This is a genomic window from Lentibacillus sp. Marseille-P4043 (assembly GCF_900258515.1).
In the GTDB taxonomy this organism is placed as follows: domain Bacteria; phylum Bacillota; class Bacilli; order Bacillales; family Amphibacillaceae; genus Lentibacillus_C.
Genome location: NZ_LT984884.1, coordinates 3,887,242 through 3,903,006, shown reverse-complemented (window position 1 = coordinate 3,903,006; position 15,765 = coordinate 3,887,242). Strand labels below are relative to the sequence as shown.

The 15,765-nt window shown below is 41.7% G+C and carries 13 protein-coding genes; 9 read left to right on the top strand and 4 right to left on the bottom strand.

Annotated features, from left to right (window positions below; translation table 11 throughout):
• Positions 1-2 precede the first annotated feature (2 nt).
• From C8270_RS19380 to C8270_RS20190, 4 genes are all read left to right on the top strand, one after another.
• Positions 3-3,533 carry a YhaN family protein gene (locus tag C8270_RS19380; protein ID WP_106498396.1) on the top strand — a complete coding sequence of 1,177 codons (3,531 nt, stop codon included), beginning with the start codon at positions 3-5 and terminating at the stop codon, positions 3,531-3,533.
• Between the two features lie 182 nt (positions 3,534-3,715).
• Positions 3,716-4,906, top strand: coding sequence for a DUF4317 domain-containing protein (locus C8270_RS19375; RefSeq protein WP_106498395.1), 1,191 nt, complete (start codon positions 3,716-3,718; stop codon positions 4,904-4,906).
• 147 nt (positions 4,907-5,053) lie between these two features.
• Positions 5,054-6,163, top strand: coding sequence for a flavin monoamine oxidase family protein (locus tag C8270_RS19370; RefSeq protein WP_106498394.1), 1,110 nt, complete (start codon positions 5,054-5,056; stop codon positions 6,161-6,163).
• Between the two features lie 25 nt (positions 6,164-6,188).
• Entirely contained in the window at positions 6,189-6,365 is a 177-nt protein-coding gene (locus C8270_RS20190) for a hypothetical protein (protein WP_158701792.1), read from the top strand.
• 265 nt (positions 6,366-6,630) lie between these two features.
• On the opposite strand, the gene betA is transcribed toward C8270_RS20190, so the two are convergent.
• Positions 6,631-8,316, bottom strand: coding sequence for a choline dehydrogenase (betA, locus tag C8270_RS19365; protein ID WP_106498393.1), 1,686 nt, complete (start codon positions 8,314-8,316; stop codon positions 6,631-6,633).
• 45 nt (positions 8,317-8,361) lie between these two features.
• Positions 8,362-9,825, bottom strand: a complete 1,464-nt coding sequence (gene betB, locus C8270_RS19360; RefSeq protein WP_442785817.1) for a betaine-aldehyde dehydrogenase — start codon at positions 9,823-9,825, stop codon at positions 8,362-8,364.
• Positions 9,826-10,087: 262 nt separating this feature from the next.
• Here betB and cudC point away from each other — a divergent pair, with 262 nt between their 5' ends.
• The 3 genes from cudC to C8270_RS19345 all read left to right on the top strand — a co-directional run bounded on the left by cudC (position 10,088) and on the right by C8270_RS19345 (position 12,561).
• Positions 10,088-10,660 carry a choline uptake/conversion transcriptional regulator CudC gene (gene cudC, locus C8270_RS19355; RefSeq protein ID WP_106498391.1) on the top strand — a complete coding sequence of 191 codons (573 nt, stop codon included), beginning with the start codon at positions 10,088-10,090 and terminating at the stop codon, positions 10,658-10,660.
• A 26-nt stretch (positions 10,661-10,686) separates the two neighbouring features.
• On the top strand, positions 10,687-11,574 hold the full coding sequence (locus C8270_RS19350; protein WP_234028604.1) for a glycine betaine ABC transporter substrate-binding protein: 888 nt from the start codon (positions 10,687-10,689) through the stop codon (positions 11,572-11,574).
• Positions 11,575-11,718: 144 nt separating this feature from the next.
• Complete coding sequence (locus C8270_RS19345) at positions 11,719-12,561, top strand: hypothetical protein (protein WP_106498390.1); 843 nt, start codon at positions 11,719-11,721, stop codon at positions 12,559-12,561.
• A 27-nt stretch (positions 12,562-12,588) separates the two neighbouring features.
• On the opposite strand, the gene C8270_RS19340 is transcribed toward C8270_RS19345, so the two are convergent.
• Positions 12,589-12,798: a hypothetical protein gene (locus C8270_RS19340; protein WP_106498389.1), complete on the bottom strand. Its 210-nt coding sequence runs from the start codon at positions 12,796-12,798 to the stop codon at positions 12,589-12,591.
• A gap of 162 nt (positions 12,799-12,960) precedes the next feature.
• On the opposite strand from C8270_RS19340, the gene C8270_RS19335 reads away from it, so the two are divergent.
• Together C8270_RS19335 and C8270_RS19330 are read left to right on the top strand one after the other, a co-directional pair.
• Positions 12,961-14,331 (top strand): DUF6880 family protein, encoded by a 1,371-nt coding sequence (locus tag C8270_RS19335; protein ID WP_106498388.1) that lies wholly within the window; start codon positions 12,961-12,963, stop codon positions 14,329-14,331.
• 91 nt (positions 14,332-14,422) lie between these two features.
• Positions 14,423-15,073, top strand: coding sequence for an SDR family oxidoreductase (locus C8270_RS19330; protein WP_106498387.1), 651 nt, complete (start codon positions 14,423-14,425; stop codon positions 15,071-15,073).
• Between the two features lie 152 nt (positions 15,074-15,225).
• On the opposite strand, the gene C8270_RS19325 is transcribed toward C8270_RS19330, so the two are convergent.
• A complete protein-coding gene (locus C8270_RS19325) occupies positions 15,226-15,741 on the bottom strand; it encodes a hypothetical protein (protein ID WP_106498386.1) in 516 nt (171 codons plus the stop codon).
• Positions 15,742-15,765: the final 24 nt, after the last annotated feature.

Below are 15,765 nucleotides of genomic sequence, written 5' to 3'. Positions count from 1 at the left end.
AAATGAGGTTTGACTATTTACACTTAGAAGCATTCGGACATTTTACGGATTATAAGTTATTGTTTGATGACAATAAGAGCTTTCATATTCTTTATGGACCAAATGAAGCAGGGAAAAGTACCATACTACGTTCAGTGTCCAACTTTTTATATGGATTTCCACAACAAACAGATGACTCGTTTCTCCATAGCAATCAGAAACTAAGGATCGGCGGTCAGTTGAAAAATAAGCAAGGGGAAACATTGCCATTCATCCGTCGTAAAGGTCGCAAAAATACGGTATTGGATATGGATGGACAGCCATTGGACGAAAATATTGTACAAATGTTTCTAAATGGGATGACGGAGTCTCAGTTCCTTAATATGTTTGCTCTTGATCATGTTCGCTTGCGTGAGGGTGGCGAAAGTTTGCTTCAAAGTGATGGAAATGTTGGGGAGAGTTTATTTTCCGCAGCATCAGGTATCAGTGTGCTTCGGAATGTGTTGGAAGAGTTAGAAAACTCGTCTCGTAGCCTTTATTTAAAAAGTGGATCAAAGCCAACAATTAATCAAGCGATAAAAGAGGAAAAAGACCTCAGTAAACAAATTTCTGAAAATCAACTGAAGGTACAAGCATGGAAAGATCTGGAACAAAGATACCTGGACGGGGAAAAGAAAATTGAAGCGTTGAGACAGGAAGTTCAAACAATAGCTACGGAAGAAATGAAGTATCGGCGCCTAAAACAAACATTGCCCAAAATAGCACTACGCCAAGAAATGATCGATAAACGTAATGAACTAGAACATGTTCCAGATCTGTCTGAACGTGCGGAAGAGACCAGGAAAGAATATCTGGAACGGTTAGAATCGGCCCAAACCAAGAAGAAAAATGCGGTGGACAACATCGAGGAGGTTGAAAAAGATCTAGAAAATCTATCAATCCCAGAGGGGCTCATCGAACAAGAGGCTAAAATTGAAGCATTAAATCGGGAAGTAGATGGCTACCAAAAGGATTGCAAGCAGCTTCCAACTTTACAAGGGGAACAGAGACAACTAGAGCAACGTGTTCTTGCTGCTTTAAAAGAAATTGATGCAACGAATGATAGCATGGATCGTATTGATCAATATCGTATTTCTGCAGTAAAAAAGAAATCGATCCAAGAGCTAAGTGATAACTATCCACTACTAGAACAAGAACGGAAAAACGTTGAGTCGGATGTTGCTACAATTAACAAAGACCTCAACAAGCAAACAACTGCATTAGCTGAACTCGGTGATGCCGTTGATGTGGATGCATTGGAACAGGCAATTAATCGCGTGAAGAATGAAGGGAAATTGGAAGAACAACTAAACGAAAAACAGATCCAACTGAAACATTTGCATCAAGAAATCAATGAATCTATTCGTCGGCTTTCTTTATGGAATGGAACAAGTGAAGAAATTACGCAATTAAAGGTTCCTAGTTTAACAAATACTGTAAAGAAATATGGGAAGAAACAACAGGAGTTAGCCCAAGATCTTAAACAATTGAAGGATAAGATCTTTGCGGAAAAACAAAAAATTAAAGTAAATGAGGCGCGGATTCGCGAACTTGAATCACTTGCAGATATTCCAACCGAAGATGTTTTGCAACAATTACGAAACCATCGTGATGCTGGGTGGTTAGTCATCCGAAACAAATTGAACGATGATACGATCGATGATGAAAAGCTCGTGGCATTTACTAACGGACTCCCACTCGATTTAGCGTTTGAAAAAAGCATGGGTGAATCAGATGATACTGCCGACATGATGCGCAGAGAAGCGGAAAAGCTTGGGGAGAAAAATAAACTCATTTCTGATATCGATGGAAGTAAGAAGACGCTAGCTACATTAGAAACGGATTATGCTCATGTTGAAGCAACATTACAGACATGGAATGAAGACTGGAAGAACGAATGGCGTCCGGCTAACATTGAACCATTAACACCAGAAGAAATGACAGAATGGCTGGAGAAACATGAGCACATCCTGTCACTCATAACTGAATTTAAAAAGGGACAGGAAGAAGTCAACAGACTAGAAGAGAAGCGAGATGAGTTAAAAGCTTCATTAAGAGCGACACTAGCCGAACTTGAAGTGGTTTCTGATGATTCAACACTTACAGAGCTTGTTAACCAGGCTGAAAAAACGAGAAAAGATTTAACAGAAAAAAAGAGTCGCAGAAGCCATTTACAAGACTCCATTAATGACTTAGAGAATAAGCTAGAATATGCAATCGACCGAAAAAATGAGGCAATCAAGCAAATCGAACAATGGGAGCAGGCATGGGAAAACGCATTACGTGGACTCACGCTTTCTGTTGATACTTCCCCAACTGTTGTAAAGGAATTATTAGAGACGTATGATGCTTGTGTTCGTAGTTTTGATGAAATGAAACGGGTTGAAAAAGAAATTAAATCAACAAAAGTGCGGATGAATCTATTTAAAGAAAAGGTAAACAGTCTCGATCATTCCCTTATACAAGCATCAGATGATATGGCAATGGATGTGATCGTAACAAACGTATACAAGGCATTGAACCAAGCCAAAGAAGATAATTTGCAGCTTAAACATTTACAACAGCAAGCACAACAACATGAACAGGATAAACAAGCAGCCGAAAACGAAATAAAAGAGGCAAATACGAAACTAAACAATTTGATGGAGCAAGCAAATTGTGACACATTAGAAGAACTGGAAAAGGTAGAAGCAGCCTTTAAACAGAAAAAGTTGTATTCGGAAAAAATCGTGCAATTAGAAGAACAATTGCTCGAAGTGGGAAACGGCCTAACGTTGGATAAATTACTAGAAGAGGCCAAGAGTGCAAATAATGACTTAATTGATAATGAGTTAGAAGAGCTTAGTCGAAAACGAGATGACTTAGACAATAATAGATCGGTTATCGAACAAGAGCATGGTGTCGTAAAAAAGGAATACGAAGATAAAATTGAAGGAGCAAACTTTGCATCAGTTCAAGCAGCTGAAGAAAAGCAAAGTGTATTAGCAAAAATTACACACTACACCGACCAATATGTAAACTATAAATTAGCCTCCTTGTTACTTAAAAAAGGTATTGAGTTTTATCGTGAACAAAATCAGAGTCCAATCATGAATCGTGCGAGTCAAATTTTTCAACGTCTTACATTACATTCATTTGACGGCATTACGGTTGATTTTGACGAAAAGGATCAACCTGTTATCATGGGGATTCGCAACGGCAATGATAAAGTGAAAGTGTCTGGTATGAGTGACGGAACGACCGATCAACTATACCTAGCACTAAGAATAGCAAGCATTGAAAAATCCGTAATAGAAAATGAACCCATTCCACTAATCGTCGATGATATACTTGTTCATTTTGATGACGAAAGGTCAAAAGAAACGTTGAAAATTTTACTAGAGCTATCGAAACAAACGCAAGTTATCTTCTTTACCCACCACGCTCGACTTATTGAGTTAATGAAAGAAGTGACGGTGGAAGATAGTTTTCAGCAAGAGGAAATAGAGAGTGCTGGGGATTATGTGATGAATTGATGTGGAGTGGTTATGATTTGGTGTCAGTTCCTACTAATTTAGGGACTGATACTTTTTGGGTTGAACGAATTTAATTCAAGCAAGCACCAGGGGAAACATTCGGTAATGATATAGGATGCATCTATGATAAAATATATAGACAAAGAAAACAAGTTGATAACCGACTTAGGAGTGGAACGAGATTGAATAAAACAGACATAGCCGATATTCGAAAACAATTCAAATTAAATAATGATCTATTAAAAATCAATGAAATCTTTAATGTGTACATCATGAAAGAGTCGAGTGAGATTTATCATCATGAAAGTTTACCTTTTGACATGCTGGAAGAGGAGCAGAAAGAGTTATTTATGAACAACTTTAAAAAAGTGCTAACAGGCCAACTGGACGAAAAATTATTTGAATTTAAATTTCAACGTGATGTAGAGGATAGCAGTCAGCTCATTCTTCATCAAGGTCTGCTAAGTAACGACACAGAAGAGTGGAAAGGTCATATGCTTCGTCTTGTAGAAAAAATGCTAAAAGATAAGCAGTATGAAATGGATATTGTCGTAACCTTTATTCGGGGAGAATATATGAAACCGATGAAGGCCCGCAATGAAGAGGCTGAGGAAAGTGAACGAGATACCGTTTATTCCCATTCTTTTATTCTTTGCAGTATGAATAAAACGCAAGATCCGAAAAAGGAATTACTGTTTGACTATGTTGAAAAGGAGTTTAAGTACAATATTGTCGTTGATCCAATTATCAATCTGAAAGCTCCAGTATCCGGATTTCTATTCCCTTGTTTCACGGAAAATGCTGCAGATGTTAACCATGTCCTTTATTCGGCGGGAAAAAAGTATGAACTGAATTATCATTTTATCGAGGAAGTATTAAATGCAGAAGAAACGATGACTGCTGCAGAGGATAAAATTGTATTTGAGGAAATTGTGAAGCATGTTGCAGGTGACCAAATCAATACATCCACCCTTTCGAATGTGTATGATGAAATTCATCGTGTCGTGGAGGAGAATGAAGAGGAAGAGGTACCGAAATTAGACTACAAAGATGTGGAAAAAGTTTTAAAAGTGAGTGGGGTAGAAGATGTCGATACAGAAAAGGTTGAATCTGCTTTTAAAACGGTGATTGATGATGAATCATATGAATTAAAAGCAAGTAACGTCGTACCGAAATATACGTCAAAGTCTATCAAAATCGAGACGAAAGCAGCGAATGTTTCCATTAGCCCACAAGACTTAAGATATGTACGCCAGGTTCATTTCAACGGAAAACGTTTCTTAATGATTGAAGTGGAAGAAAATACAGTGATTGAGGGATTCGAAATGATACCGGAAGCTTTGTTTCAAAAAGCGGAAGACGAGGAAGACTGATTGGTGTAAATAGTAGGATAGGAAGTTTGGAAAAGGAACCTGTCTCTTTGTAGTTATGGTTTGAAGCTAGTTAGTGGCTACTTATACTTGCTAAAATGCTAATCAAATGATTTGGACAAAGTAAATTTTTAGATTGGAGATAAGAATATGAATGATCCCATTATAATTGTTGGGGCTGGCTTAAGCGGCCTTCGTGCGGCATCTATGCTTATATCAAAGGGCATCGATTGTAAAGTTCTTGAGGCGCGAGGGCGAATCGGAGGTAGGGTTTTAAGTAAGACTGCAGATGAAAGACCTGACTTCGGCAAGTATGATCTGGGACCAACATGGTTCTGGCCGCAACATGAGCCTGTTATCTCTAGCCTTATTAGCGAACTCGGATTACAGACATTCGTGCAGCATACGAAAGGAGCAATGCTTCTTGAACAATCCCCAAATGCCCCCATACAGCGGCATATTCTTCCAGAAGGTGCTATGGAGAAATCGGTTCGGCTCGCCGGTGGGGTTCAGTCCCTCATCGACGCCGTATCAGCAACACTTCCTACTGGGACAGTGGAATTGGATACACGTGTAACAGCAATTCGGATGAATGAAGATGGAACGATCACCCTTGAAGCAGACATCAAGGATGGAACGAAGAAAAGTGTACTTGCTGGAACTGTTATCTTAGCACTGCCACCTCGAATAGTGGCACATCACATAGCATTTTCGCCTTCTCTTCCTTCCAAACTTATGACGAGCTTGGTAAATAAGCCCACATGGATGGCGGGACAGGCCAAGGCAGTTGCGGTTTATAATCGTCCCTTTTGGCGAGAAGATGGACTTTCTGGCCAAGTAACTAGTTGGTGTGGTCCTTTGCAAGAGATCCATGATGCATCACCAGATACAGGTAATGGTGCACTCTTTGGTTTTTTCGGAATCCCTGCAAAGATACGCCATGAGCTGGGGGAGGAAAAGGTTCTCAAACTTGTCATTGACCAATTAACTCGTCTCTTTGGTCCAACCGCTGAAAAACCGATTTCCCTTCTATACAAGGATTGGTCCTGCGATCCCGAAACTGCGGTTGACGATGATTGCAAACCACTTAACGATTTTCCAAACTATGGTCTACCGGCAAATACTGGTGCGTGGGAAAAGAAGATTATTTTTGCTGGTACAGAAACATCTTCTGGTCATGGAGGACACCTTGAAGGGGCGCTTCGGTCAGCAGAGCGCGCGGCTTTAGAAGTTATCGAACTATACAAAACACATTTATGATAGCCCGATATGACAATATACGCCTATGAAAAAACACATGTCGATGAGTGTGAAAGCATTTATCAAAATGTTAGATACAAAAAAGGGAAGTCAGCAGTTTTTAACTGGACTTCCCTTTTTTGTGATCTGTCATTCATTATTACGAGAGTTTGATGTACCCGTCTCCATGGTTCACATCAAGACTCTGTATTTCTTGCATTAGATTTTCCCTTGTTTCTTCTGTGTTCATCGGATCTTTTAGCCTTATTATTCTTTTTCTTTGGAGCATATGAATCTTTAACCACATTATTCCCTCCAGTATACATTTTGACACATTAAATTGTTGCTAAATAGATTAAAGTAAGGATATTGGGTAAACATAAGTTAAATACCTTTTTCCCATACAACAATTTCATTTTTTAAAGTAACCATAATGCGTTAAATTATTCATAATGCTGGAGGGCTAGTCCTAACATGTTATCTTTGACTTACTTTACTGCTGTGCCTGCTTCCGCTGGGTGCACTCGATGACGGTAGTAATCCATATACTCCGGCTTCATCGGTTTTTGTTCACGGATGATGTCTGCTGCTTTTTCTGCCAGCATCAATACCGGTGCATGGATATTTCCATTGGTCGTATGTGGCATAGCAGAAGCATCAACTACCCGTACGTTGTCTAGTCCATGAACCTTCATGGTTAGCGGATCTACGACAGCCATTGGATCTGAAGCAGGGCCCATTTTTGCCGTGCAGGACGGATGGAGTGCAGTTTCAGCATCATTCGCTACCCACTCCAAAATTTCCTCATCCGTTTGAACAGAAGGACCAGGTGAAATTTCGCCTGTGCTGTAGGGCGCTAACGCCGACTGCGAAAGGATTTTTCTGGAAACGTGTATTGCTTCAATCCACTCCTGGCGATCTTTCTCGGTAGACAGATAGTTAAATACGATACTTGGGTGCTGAAAAGGATCACGTGAACGAATCTTCAGGCTTCCTCTAGAGTTGGAATACATTGGTCCAACGTGCACCTGAAATCCATGTTCCGTGTCCGCCTTTTGTCCGTCATATCGAACCGCAAGCGGAAGGAAATGGAACATCAGATTCGGATAATCAACATCATCATTCGAACGGGCAAAACCGCCACCTTCAAAATGGTTAGATGCTGCTGGGCCAGTACGTCCGAGTAGCCATTGTAAGCCGATCCAAGGCATTTTTGCTTTATTTAGGCTAGGCTGTTCTGAAACAGGCTGCGGACAAGCGTGCTGAATATATACTTCAAGATGATCCTCGAGATTTTCACCTACACCAGGAAGGTCAACGACTGGTTCGATGCCAAGAGAGCGCAGATGGTCAGCGTCTCCCACACCCGACAACTGAAGGAGTTGTGGCGTGTTGAACGCACCACCAGAAAGGATAACTTCTCCTGCTCGAACATGATATGTTTTCCCATTTTTTTGGTATGTCACACCATTTGCTCGGGTGCCATCAAAGTCGATACTGGTAACAGAAGCACGTGTTTCCACTGTAAGGTTTTTGCGTCGCATTGCAGGACGCAAATATGCACGTGAAGCGGAGACTCGTCTGCCATTATGCACTTGACTATCAAATGGTCCGAATCCTTCTTGACGAAAACCATTCACATCGGGTGTTCTTGAGTAACCAGCCTCTACAGCAGCATCAAAAAAGGCTTGAAATAGAGGGTTCGTGGCAGGTCCGCGCTTTAGTTTAATTGGACCGTGGTGACCACGATACTCATCAGATGAATCTGCTCCAAAAGTGGATTCTAGTCGTTTAAAATATGGCAGGCAATGGGCATAGTCCCACGTTTCCATACCTGGAACAGATCCCCATCGTTCATAGTCCATTGGGTTACCGCGCTGGTAAATCATCCCGTTAATGGAACTCGATCCTCCGAGTACTTTCCCCCGAGCATGAGCGACACGTCGTCCATTCATGTAAGGTTCAGGATCACTAGCGTAAATCCAGTCATAGAAACGATTGCCTGACGGGAACATCAAAGCTGCTGGCATTTGAATAAACAGATCCCATGGATAATCACTGCGCCCTGCTTCCAAGACAAGAACACTGCTCGATTTATCTGCACTTAGACGGTTGCCGAGTACAGACCCTGCACTACCGCCACCAACGATTACATAATCATATGTTTGTTTCATCTGTAATACCTCCTTGAAAATCTATGTTTATATTAAAAAAAGTCATTAAAAGAAATTAATTGGCTCTGGTTTCAGATTATGGAAGACATGTTTCGTTTCCTGGTATTCTTCCAGCCCGGTTTTTCCTAATTCGCGGCCAATGCCGGATTGTTTAAAACCACCCCAAGGTGCATGCGGGAAGTACAGGTTAAAATCATTGATCCAGACCGTGCCCATTCGCATCTTGGCCACACAGCGTTCTGCTTTGGCTATGTCTTTTGTCCAAACCCCGCCGGACAACCCGTAAATCGAGTCATTTGCTAGATTGATAGCTTCATCTTCTGTCGTAAATTTCTCTACCGTAATGACAGGACCAAACCCTTCATTCTGAACAACGCTCATGTCAGTTGTACAGTTGGTTAGAATGGTAGGCAAGTAGAAAAAGCCATTTTGCAATGCTGGATCATTCGGACGCTTGGCACCAACGGCAACAGTTGCACCTTCCTTGATGCCTGCTTCCACATAATTGGTTACTTTGTTTAAATGTTCCTGAGAAATAAGCGGTCCCATTTGGGTTGTTTCATCAAAACCATTGCCAAGTTTGATGTTTTTGACCCGCTCTACTAATTGCTGAACAAATTCATCATGGATGCTTTCTTCCACAATCAATCGAGTGCCAGCTGAACAAATTTGCCCGGCGTGGAAAAAGACCGCATTCATTGCTTGGTCAATGGCTGTTTCCAAATCAGCATCGGCGAAGACAACATTGGGATTTTTTCCGCCAAGTTCTAATGCAAGTTTTTTCACATTAACACTTGCAGCCTGCATGATCTTTTTCCCGGTTTGAATCCCGCCAGTGAATGAGATAAGATCGACATCAACATGATTGGAAAGTTCGGCACCAACTGTATTTCCCGCTCCGAGAACTAGATTTGCAACGCCTGCTGGTACGCCCGCTTCTTCAATTAATTCAAACACTTTCACATGGGTAAGCGGTGTGATTTCACTTGGCTTGATCACTAACGTGTTGCCGGTAACCAGTGCTGGTGCAAGTTTCCAGGACGCTTGCAGTAATGGATAATTCCATGGTGTGATTTGTCCGCATACACCAACCGGTTCTTTAACCACCTTACTAACGGAATTCGGTATTGGGGAATCAATAATTTCTCCACCATCTTTATCTGCTATTTCGGCATAATAGCGGAAGACGCCAGCAATATCTTCCATGTCCCCACGGCTTTCCTCGACTGTTTTTCCGGTATCTAGGGACTCGAGCTCTGCTAATTCCTCTTTATCGCGTTCAATGAAATCAGCAATTTTGCCAACGATCCTGCCACGTTCAGTAGCTGGCGTTGTCGGCCAAGGACCGAGATCGAACGCTTTTCTGGCAGCGGCGATTGCCATTTGTGCATCCGCTATATCTCCTTCTGCTGCAACTGCAATAACTTCTTGATTAAATGGATTGATAATCTCTCTTGTTTTTTTTGAGATGGAATCGACCCATTGACCATTAATATATTGTTGCTTCATGGTCAAAGTAACCCCTCCTAAATCTCTATATTAATTTTGTTAAGAAAAAATTTAACGTTTTGAACAAAATAAAATGTAACATGATAATTTTTATTTGTCAAAAAGAAAAATCCTAAAATTCTCTTGAATCCTATCATCACGTAGAATGTGAATGTATCTATTGCAGGTCAAGATTTGACAATAATTTTTAAAACGTTAATATTAAGTTCGTAAAGAAAAAATTTAACAATTTTAATTTATTTAACGATATGGGGGTGAAGAAATGCTGGATGAGCAAGAAGAGCATGACGAACAAGTACGACAAAAACTTGAACAAGCAAAAGATCAAGTGATTGGTGCCATCTCTGAAACAATGGACTTATATGGAGTGACGCCATCCGCTGGGAAATTGTATGCGATGATGTATTTTAAAGAGCAAATGAATCTGGATGAAATGCGCCAAGAGCTCGGGATGAGTAAACCAAGCATGAGTACAAGCGTCCGTAAACTTCAGGATAATGGGATGGTGAAAAAAACATTTCAGCGGGGTTCTAGAAAACATACGTACGTAGCAGAGAAGGACTTTTTCCGCTCGTTTATGTCATTCTATTGTCAGATGTGGGAGCGAGAGGTAAATATGAACATGGAAGCGATCAGTCATGCTGAGGCAGATCTTCAGGAAATTTTGGACGATGATACCGTTACAGGAGATATACGAGAAGAAGTAAAAGCGGATTATGAATTGCTTGAATCGTCAAAGGTGTATTATCGCTGGCTGGAACGATTAACGTCCAGCATACGTACAGGGGATATTTTTGAATTTTTACCGAAAAATCCGGAAAAAGAAGACAAATAACCAACATGAAAAGAGGTATGAATTTAATGTTTTTTAAAAAGCTGAACGTGGGTATTCTGTTTATTTTGTTAGTGGTGCTCACGGCATGTGGAAGTACAAGTAATGGAGAGGAAAAGGATTCAAGTGAAACAGATGAAGTGCAAACGATTAAAATGGGACAAATCAATTGGGCAGAGAATGTCGCTGTTACAAACATGTGGAAGGTCATTTTAGAAGATGAAGGCTACGATTTGGAGTTAAAATTATTGGACATGGGAGCACAGATGGCAGGTGTTGCGAATGGTGACCTTGATGTCAGTCCTGAGGTATGGTTGCCAATACAGGATGCCAGTTATTTAGAGCGCTATCAAGATGAAGCCAACTTCTCTGAAGAATCCTGGTATGATAATGCTAAAGTCGGTTTGGTTGTGCCTGAATACATGGAAGATATTAATAGTATTGAGGATTTAAATGCCCATAAGGATGAATTTGAAGGCGAAATAACAGGATTTGAACCTGGAGCTGGAACAATGGTAGTAACCGGTGAAATGATAGATGAGTATGATCTTGACTTTGAATTGATCCAAAGTTCTGAATCGGCGATGATTGCGTCAATCGGCAAGGCAATAGATAATAACAAGCCTATTGTTGCACCGCTTTGGAGTCCGCACCGCGTATTTTCGGAAATGGATTTGAAGTATTTGGATGATCCGAAAAAAACGTATGGCGAGGCAGAAAAGATCTATCATGCTACCCGCCATGGATTTGCTGACGATTTTCCTAAGGTGGACAAATGGCTGAAAAACTGGAAACTGAATGATGACCAAATTGGCGAGCTGATGAGTATGGTCAACGAAGCAAACGACCCAGCAGATGGTGCAGCCAAATGGGTGGAGAAAAATCAGGAATTGGTTGATGAGTGGCTAGAAAAATAAAGACTAAAAAAAGGCGCCTTGAACAAGGTGCCTTTTTTGGTCACTTGTAAATTTTTGTCGCTATTTAACCTCGTAGTTGATAGAAAAATGCGACACAGTGAAAATTCCTGTTGTGACGCTTTCTTTCACTTTAATGTGGGTTGAGTGGTTGAACCCAAGCTAGGCAACATCGGCGCGAGCGAGAAAACATCGGCGCGAGAGCGAGAACATCGGCGCGAGAGCGAGAATATCGGCGCGAAACATCGGCGCGAATCCGAGAACATCGGCGCGAGCGCGAGAACATCGGCGCGAGCGGGAAAACATCGGCACGAAATCGAGAATATCGGCGCGAGCGAGAAAACATCGTCCCGAGCGCGAGAACATCGGCGCGAGCGGGAAAACATCGGCGCGAGCGGGAAAACATCGGCGCGAAACGCGAAACATCGGCGCGAACGCGAGAACATCGGCGCGAGCGGGAAAACATCGGCGCGAGCGAGAACATCGGCGCGAGCGGGAAAACATCGGCGCGAGCGGGAAAACATCGGCGCGAGCGCGAGAACATCGGCGCGAGCGAGAAAACATCGTCCCGAGATCGAGAATATCGGCGCGAAACGCGAAACATCGGCGCGAACGCGAGAACATCGGCGCGAGCGGGAAAACATCGGCGCGAGAGCGAGAACATCGGCCCGAAACGCGAGAACATCGGCGCGAGAGCGAGAACATCGGCGCGAGCGCGAGAACATCGGCGCGAGATCGAGAATATCGGCGCGAAACGCGAAACATCGGCGCGAATCCGAGAACATCGGCGCGAGATCGAGAACATCGGCGCGAGCGAGAAAACATCGTCCCGAGCGCGAGAACATCGGCGCGAGCGAGAAAACATCGTCCCGAACGCGAGAACATCAACCCGAAACGCGAAACATCAACCTGATCAAGAGTTCGGCGGAGAGCGATTCTATAGTTACGTCGCAGTTTATAGATTTTGTGCCAAAACAAATAATCTTTTAGAAAGTAAAACTTTGTCCATGTTTCTTACTAACTCCCTATATTGCTAGCATATTCAAAAAGCTTTGATTCCTCATAGTCGGATAACACACGTTTTGGAATAATGGTTTGGTTGGATGGATCTGTTCCTCGAACCTCTGCAACCAGCATTTCACCTTGATAAATGTTGTAGGCGGTTCGATCATCACTCGGCTCTATTTGCTTTTTGTTGAACAATTCATTTGAGTTGCTTTCCTCCACAAAATCACTCCTAACTTATTTTCTCAAGCTTCCCTCACTGGAGATGTTTTATACATCTATAAGTCCGTGGGCAACCTTTCCATCCTCTGTCCCTTCAAAACATTCTATATATTATGGTAAACTAAGGAATAAACCGTTTTTTCTGGAGAGGAGTCCGGTAATTTGGATTTACATAAAAAAGTTTCGAAGCTTACAAAAGCAGAATTGGTTGAATTAGTCATGGATTTGATCGATGGGGATGAGAATGTGGAGAAGAAAGTGGAATTTAAACTAATCAGCCCTAACGATGAAGTGAAGGCTAGTAAACAATTAATTCGACAGTACATAAATGAGAATAAGAGACGAGGGTTCATCTCCTGGCGAAATGTTCATGCTGCACTTCAGGGAGCGGAAATGGTGCTTGATAAAGGCCGGGATAAGCTTGTCAATGGGGAAGAGGAGACTGCGATTCGTCTGGGCATTGCGGTAGTTTCTATTGCGATTGACATGTTTCAATATGCGGATGACTCCGGTGGGGATATCGGTTATATCATTAATCAAAGCATTACCCTTCTAAAAGACGCATCTTCTATGGCACTTCTATCTACAAATCACCGTGTACAAGATAATATGTTTAAACTGATCTTAAAGGAAGCAACACACAAGCGATATGACGGCTGGGACGATACGCGTTATGAACTACTGGATGTGTGTACGATTTATTCTGCCCGGTCCACCGCCAGACAGAAGCTGGAGGAGACACTGGATAAGCTTTTAAGGGAAATTTCAACGAGCTCATCTTGGTCATCGGATGACGATCAACAGTCAATTAAAGAACTGCAATTGAAAATCTTGGAGCGAAATGGCGAGTCAGAGAAGGCGGAACAGCTTATTAGGGACAATATGGATTTTGATGAGTTTAGGGAAAAGGCGATTGAAAAAGAAATGGCCAATGGAAATTATGCATCTGCATTAAAAATTTGTGAGGATGGAGAGGAAAACGACAGCAACTTCCCTGGCCTCATTAAAAAGTGGAAAGAATATCGGTTGCAGGTATATGAAGCGCTAGAAGATGTTGACAAACAAAAAGAAGTCCTAATCGAGTTTGTTTATGATAATCAATATGAAGCATATGGTAAGTTGAAAGATTTATATTCTCCAGACGAATGGAAGCCTGTCATTGAGGGAATATTTGCTGAGTTTGAAAATAAATCCGGCTACTTGCCACATGTATATGAATACATCGCAAAAGCTGAAAATCAGAGCGATAAAATTCTTAAATATTGCGAACAATCACCATCTACTATTCTAGAACTTTATCCGTACTTGTTGGACGATTATAAGGATAAGGTTGAGGATATGTTTACAGGGTATATTAAATGGGAAGCGGAGGAAGCGTCGGAAAGGAAGGAGTACCGTCACGTGTGCCGCAAATTGAAAGCATATGAAGAGGCGTGTGGGGAATCAAAATTTTGTGACATGGTTCATGAACTAAAGCAAACCTATCAGCGGAAGCCAGCATTTGTGAGTGAATTGGAGAAGGTGGAGAAGTAGGAATAGGTTGGTTGCTTAGGAAAATAATTGCTACAATAGAAGGTATAGTTAGGCTAAAGAATCGATCATATTTAGAAAGGGTGGAGCAAAAATGAAAATTCTCGTAGTAGGGGCAAATGGCCAAATTGGAAAACATCTTGTATCACTTATTCAGGATAGTGATAGCTTGGAAGCGAGGGCACTGATTCGGAAGCAGGAGCAAGCGTCCTTCTTTGAAAATTTAGGTGCGGAAACTGTAATGGCGGATCTGGAACAGGACATCGAGCCGATTGCAAAGGCTGCTGAGGGAGTCGATGCGATCGTATTCACGGCAGGTTCTGGCGGACACACGGGGAAAGACAAAACCATTATGGTGGATTTGGATGGTGCTGTAAAAACAATTGAGGCTGCCAAGGTTGCTGGTGTGAAGCGGTTCATTATGATTAGTTCGTTTGACACCACACGTGAAGCAATTCAGGCTGCACCTTCATCATTTGCACCATATGTTGCAGCAAAGCATTATGCAGATGAATGGTTGCGACGGGCAAATTTGGATTATACGATTATCCATCCCGGCCTGTTAACAAATAATAAAGGAACCGGTCAAGTCACGGCAGCAGTCGAAGTGGATAGAGATGAGGTTCCTAGAGAAGACGTGGCAAGCGTTATCGTTGCTAGCTTAGAAAATGAGAAAGCGATTGGGAAGGAATTTCAGGTTGTGACTGGGGCGACACCGATTAAGGAAGCTGTTGATTCAATCTAAGCTGAAAAGAAACTTTTTAATGGAAGGCAATTCGCCAATTGAGGTGAATTGTCCTTTTTTAGAAAGAACAATATTCATTTAATACAGTTTGGTAATGAAAAATCACCTTTTTCAGCGGAAAGGTGATTTTTAAATTTTTGGCTATGGATAATTTATTCAAAATAAATAATACCAGGATCTCCGGTATTGTGTTGTTTTTGAAAAAGGAGTCCCTCTGTATATGGTGAAGCTACGTCCATCTTAAGATACATATATGCTGTGCGTGCTAGAAATATTTTTGCTTGTTCTACATCACAACGCCCCATAACAATATCGTTTAGCACATTCAGCGATAATAGATTCATTGCTTCCATATCGCACATTGCTGAGATTTCTCCTTTTGTGCGATAGATGGTAGTACTTCCATCAAATGCGGCTATATCATCATATAAGTGGAGTGGTACCCGATAGTCAATCACTTGCTCTAAAAAATCGGGATGCGGGTGAGGAAAATTATGTGGGATCGTCTCTCGGTAAATGATTGTCCGCTTCCATGGCCCATTATGATACCAAATAAGTCTGTTCATTGTTATTTCTTGGGGATGTCCGTACTTTTTAATTAGCTTTTTTGCGCTCTCTAAAGGTTTGCCTTTCCAATTGGTTAGGATTTGATTAATGTATTCAACCATATAAACACCTCCAAACAGTTGCCT

Bases quoted from the DNA above. Each gene is read 5' to 3' on its own strand.
- C8270_RS19380 (WP_106498396.1), top strand. From the start codon at position 3: ATGAGGTTTGACTATTTACACTTAGAAGCATTCGGACATTTTACGGAT.
- C8270_RS19325 (WP_106498386.1), bottom strand. From the start codon at position 15,741: ATGGTTGAATACATTAATCAAATCCTAACCAATTGGAAAGGCAAACCT.
- betB (WP_442785817.1), bottom strand. From the start codon at position 9,825: ATGAAGCAACAATATATTAATGGTCAATGGGTCGATTCCATCTCAAAA.
- C8270_RS19370 (WP_106498394.1), top strand. From the start codon at position 5,054: ATGAATGATCCCATTATAATTGTTGGGGCTGGCTTAAGCGGCCTTCGT.
- C8270_RS19330 (WP_106498387.1), top strand. From the start codon at position 14,423: ATGAAAATTCTCGTAGTAGGGGCAAATGGCCAAATTGGAAAACATCTT.
- cudC (WP_106498391.1), top strand. From the start codon at position 10,088: ATGCTGGATGAGCAAGAAGAGCATGACGAACAAGTACGACAAAAACTT.
- betA (WP_106498393.1), bottom strand. From the start codon at position 8,316: ATGAAACAAACATATGATTATGTAATCGTTGGTGGCGGTAGTGCAGGG.
- C8270_RS19350 (WP_234028604.1), top strand. From the start codon at position 10,687: ATGTTTTTTAAAAAGCTGAACGTGGGTATTCTGTTTATTTTGTTAGTG.
- C8270_RS20190 (WP_158701792.1), top strand. From the start codon at position 6,189: ATGAAAAAACACATGTCGATGAGTGTGAAAGCATTTATCAAAATGTTA.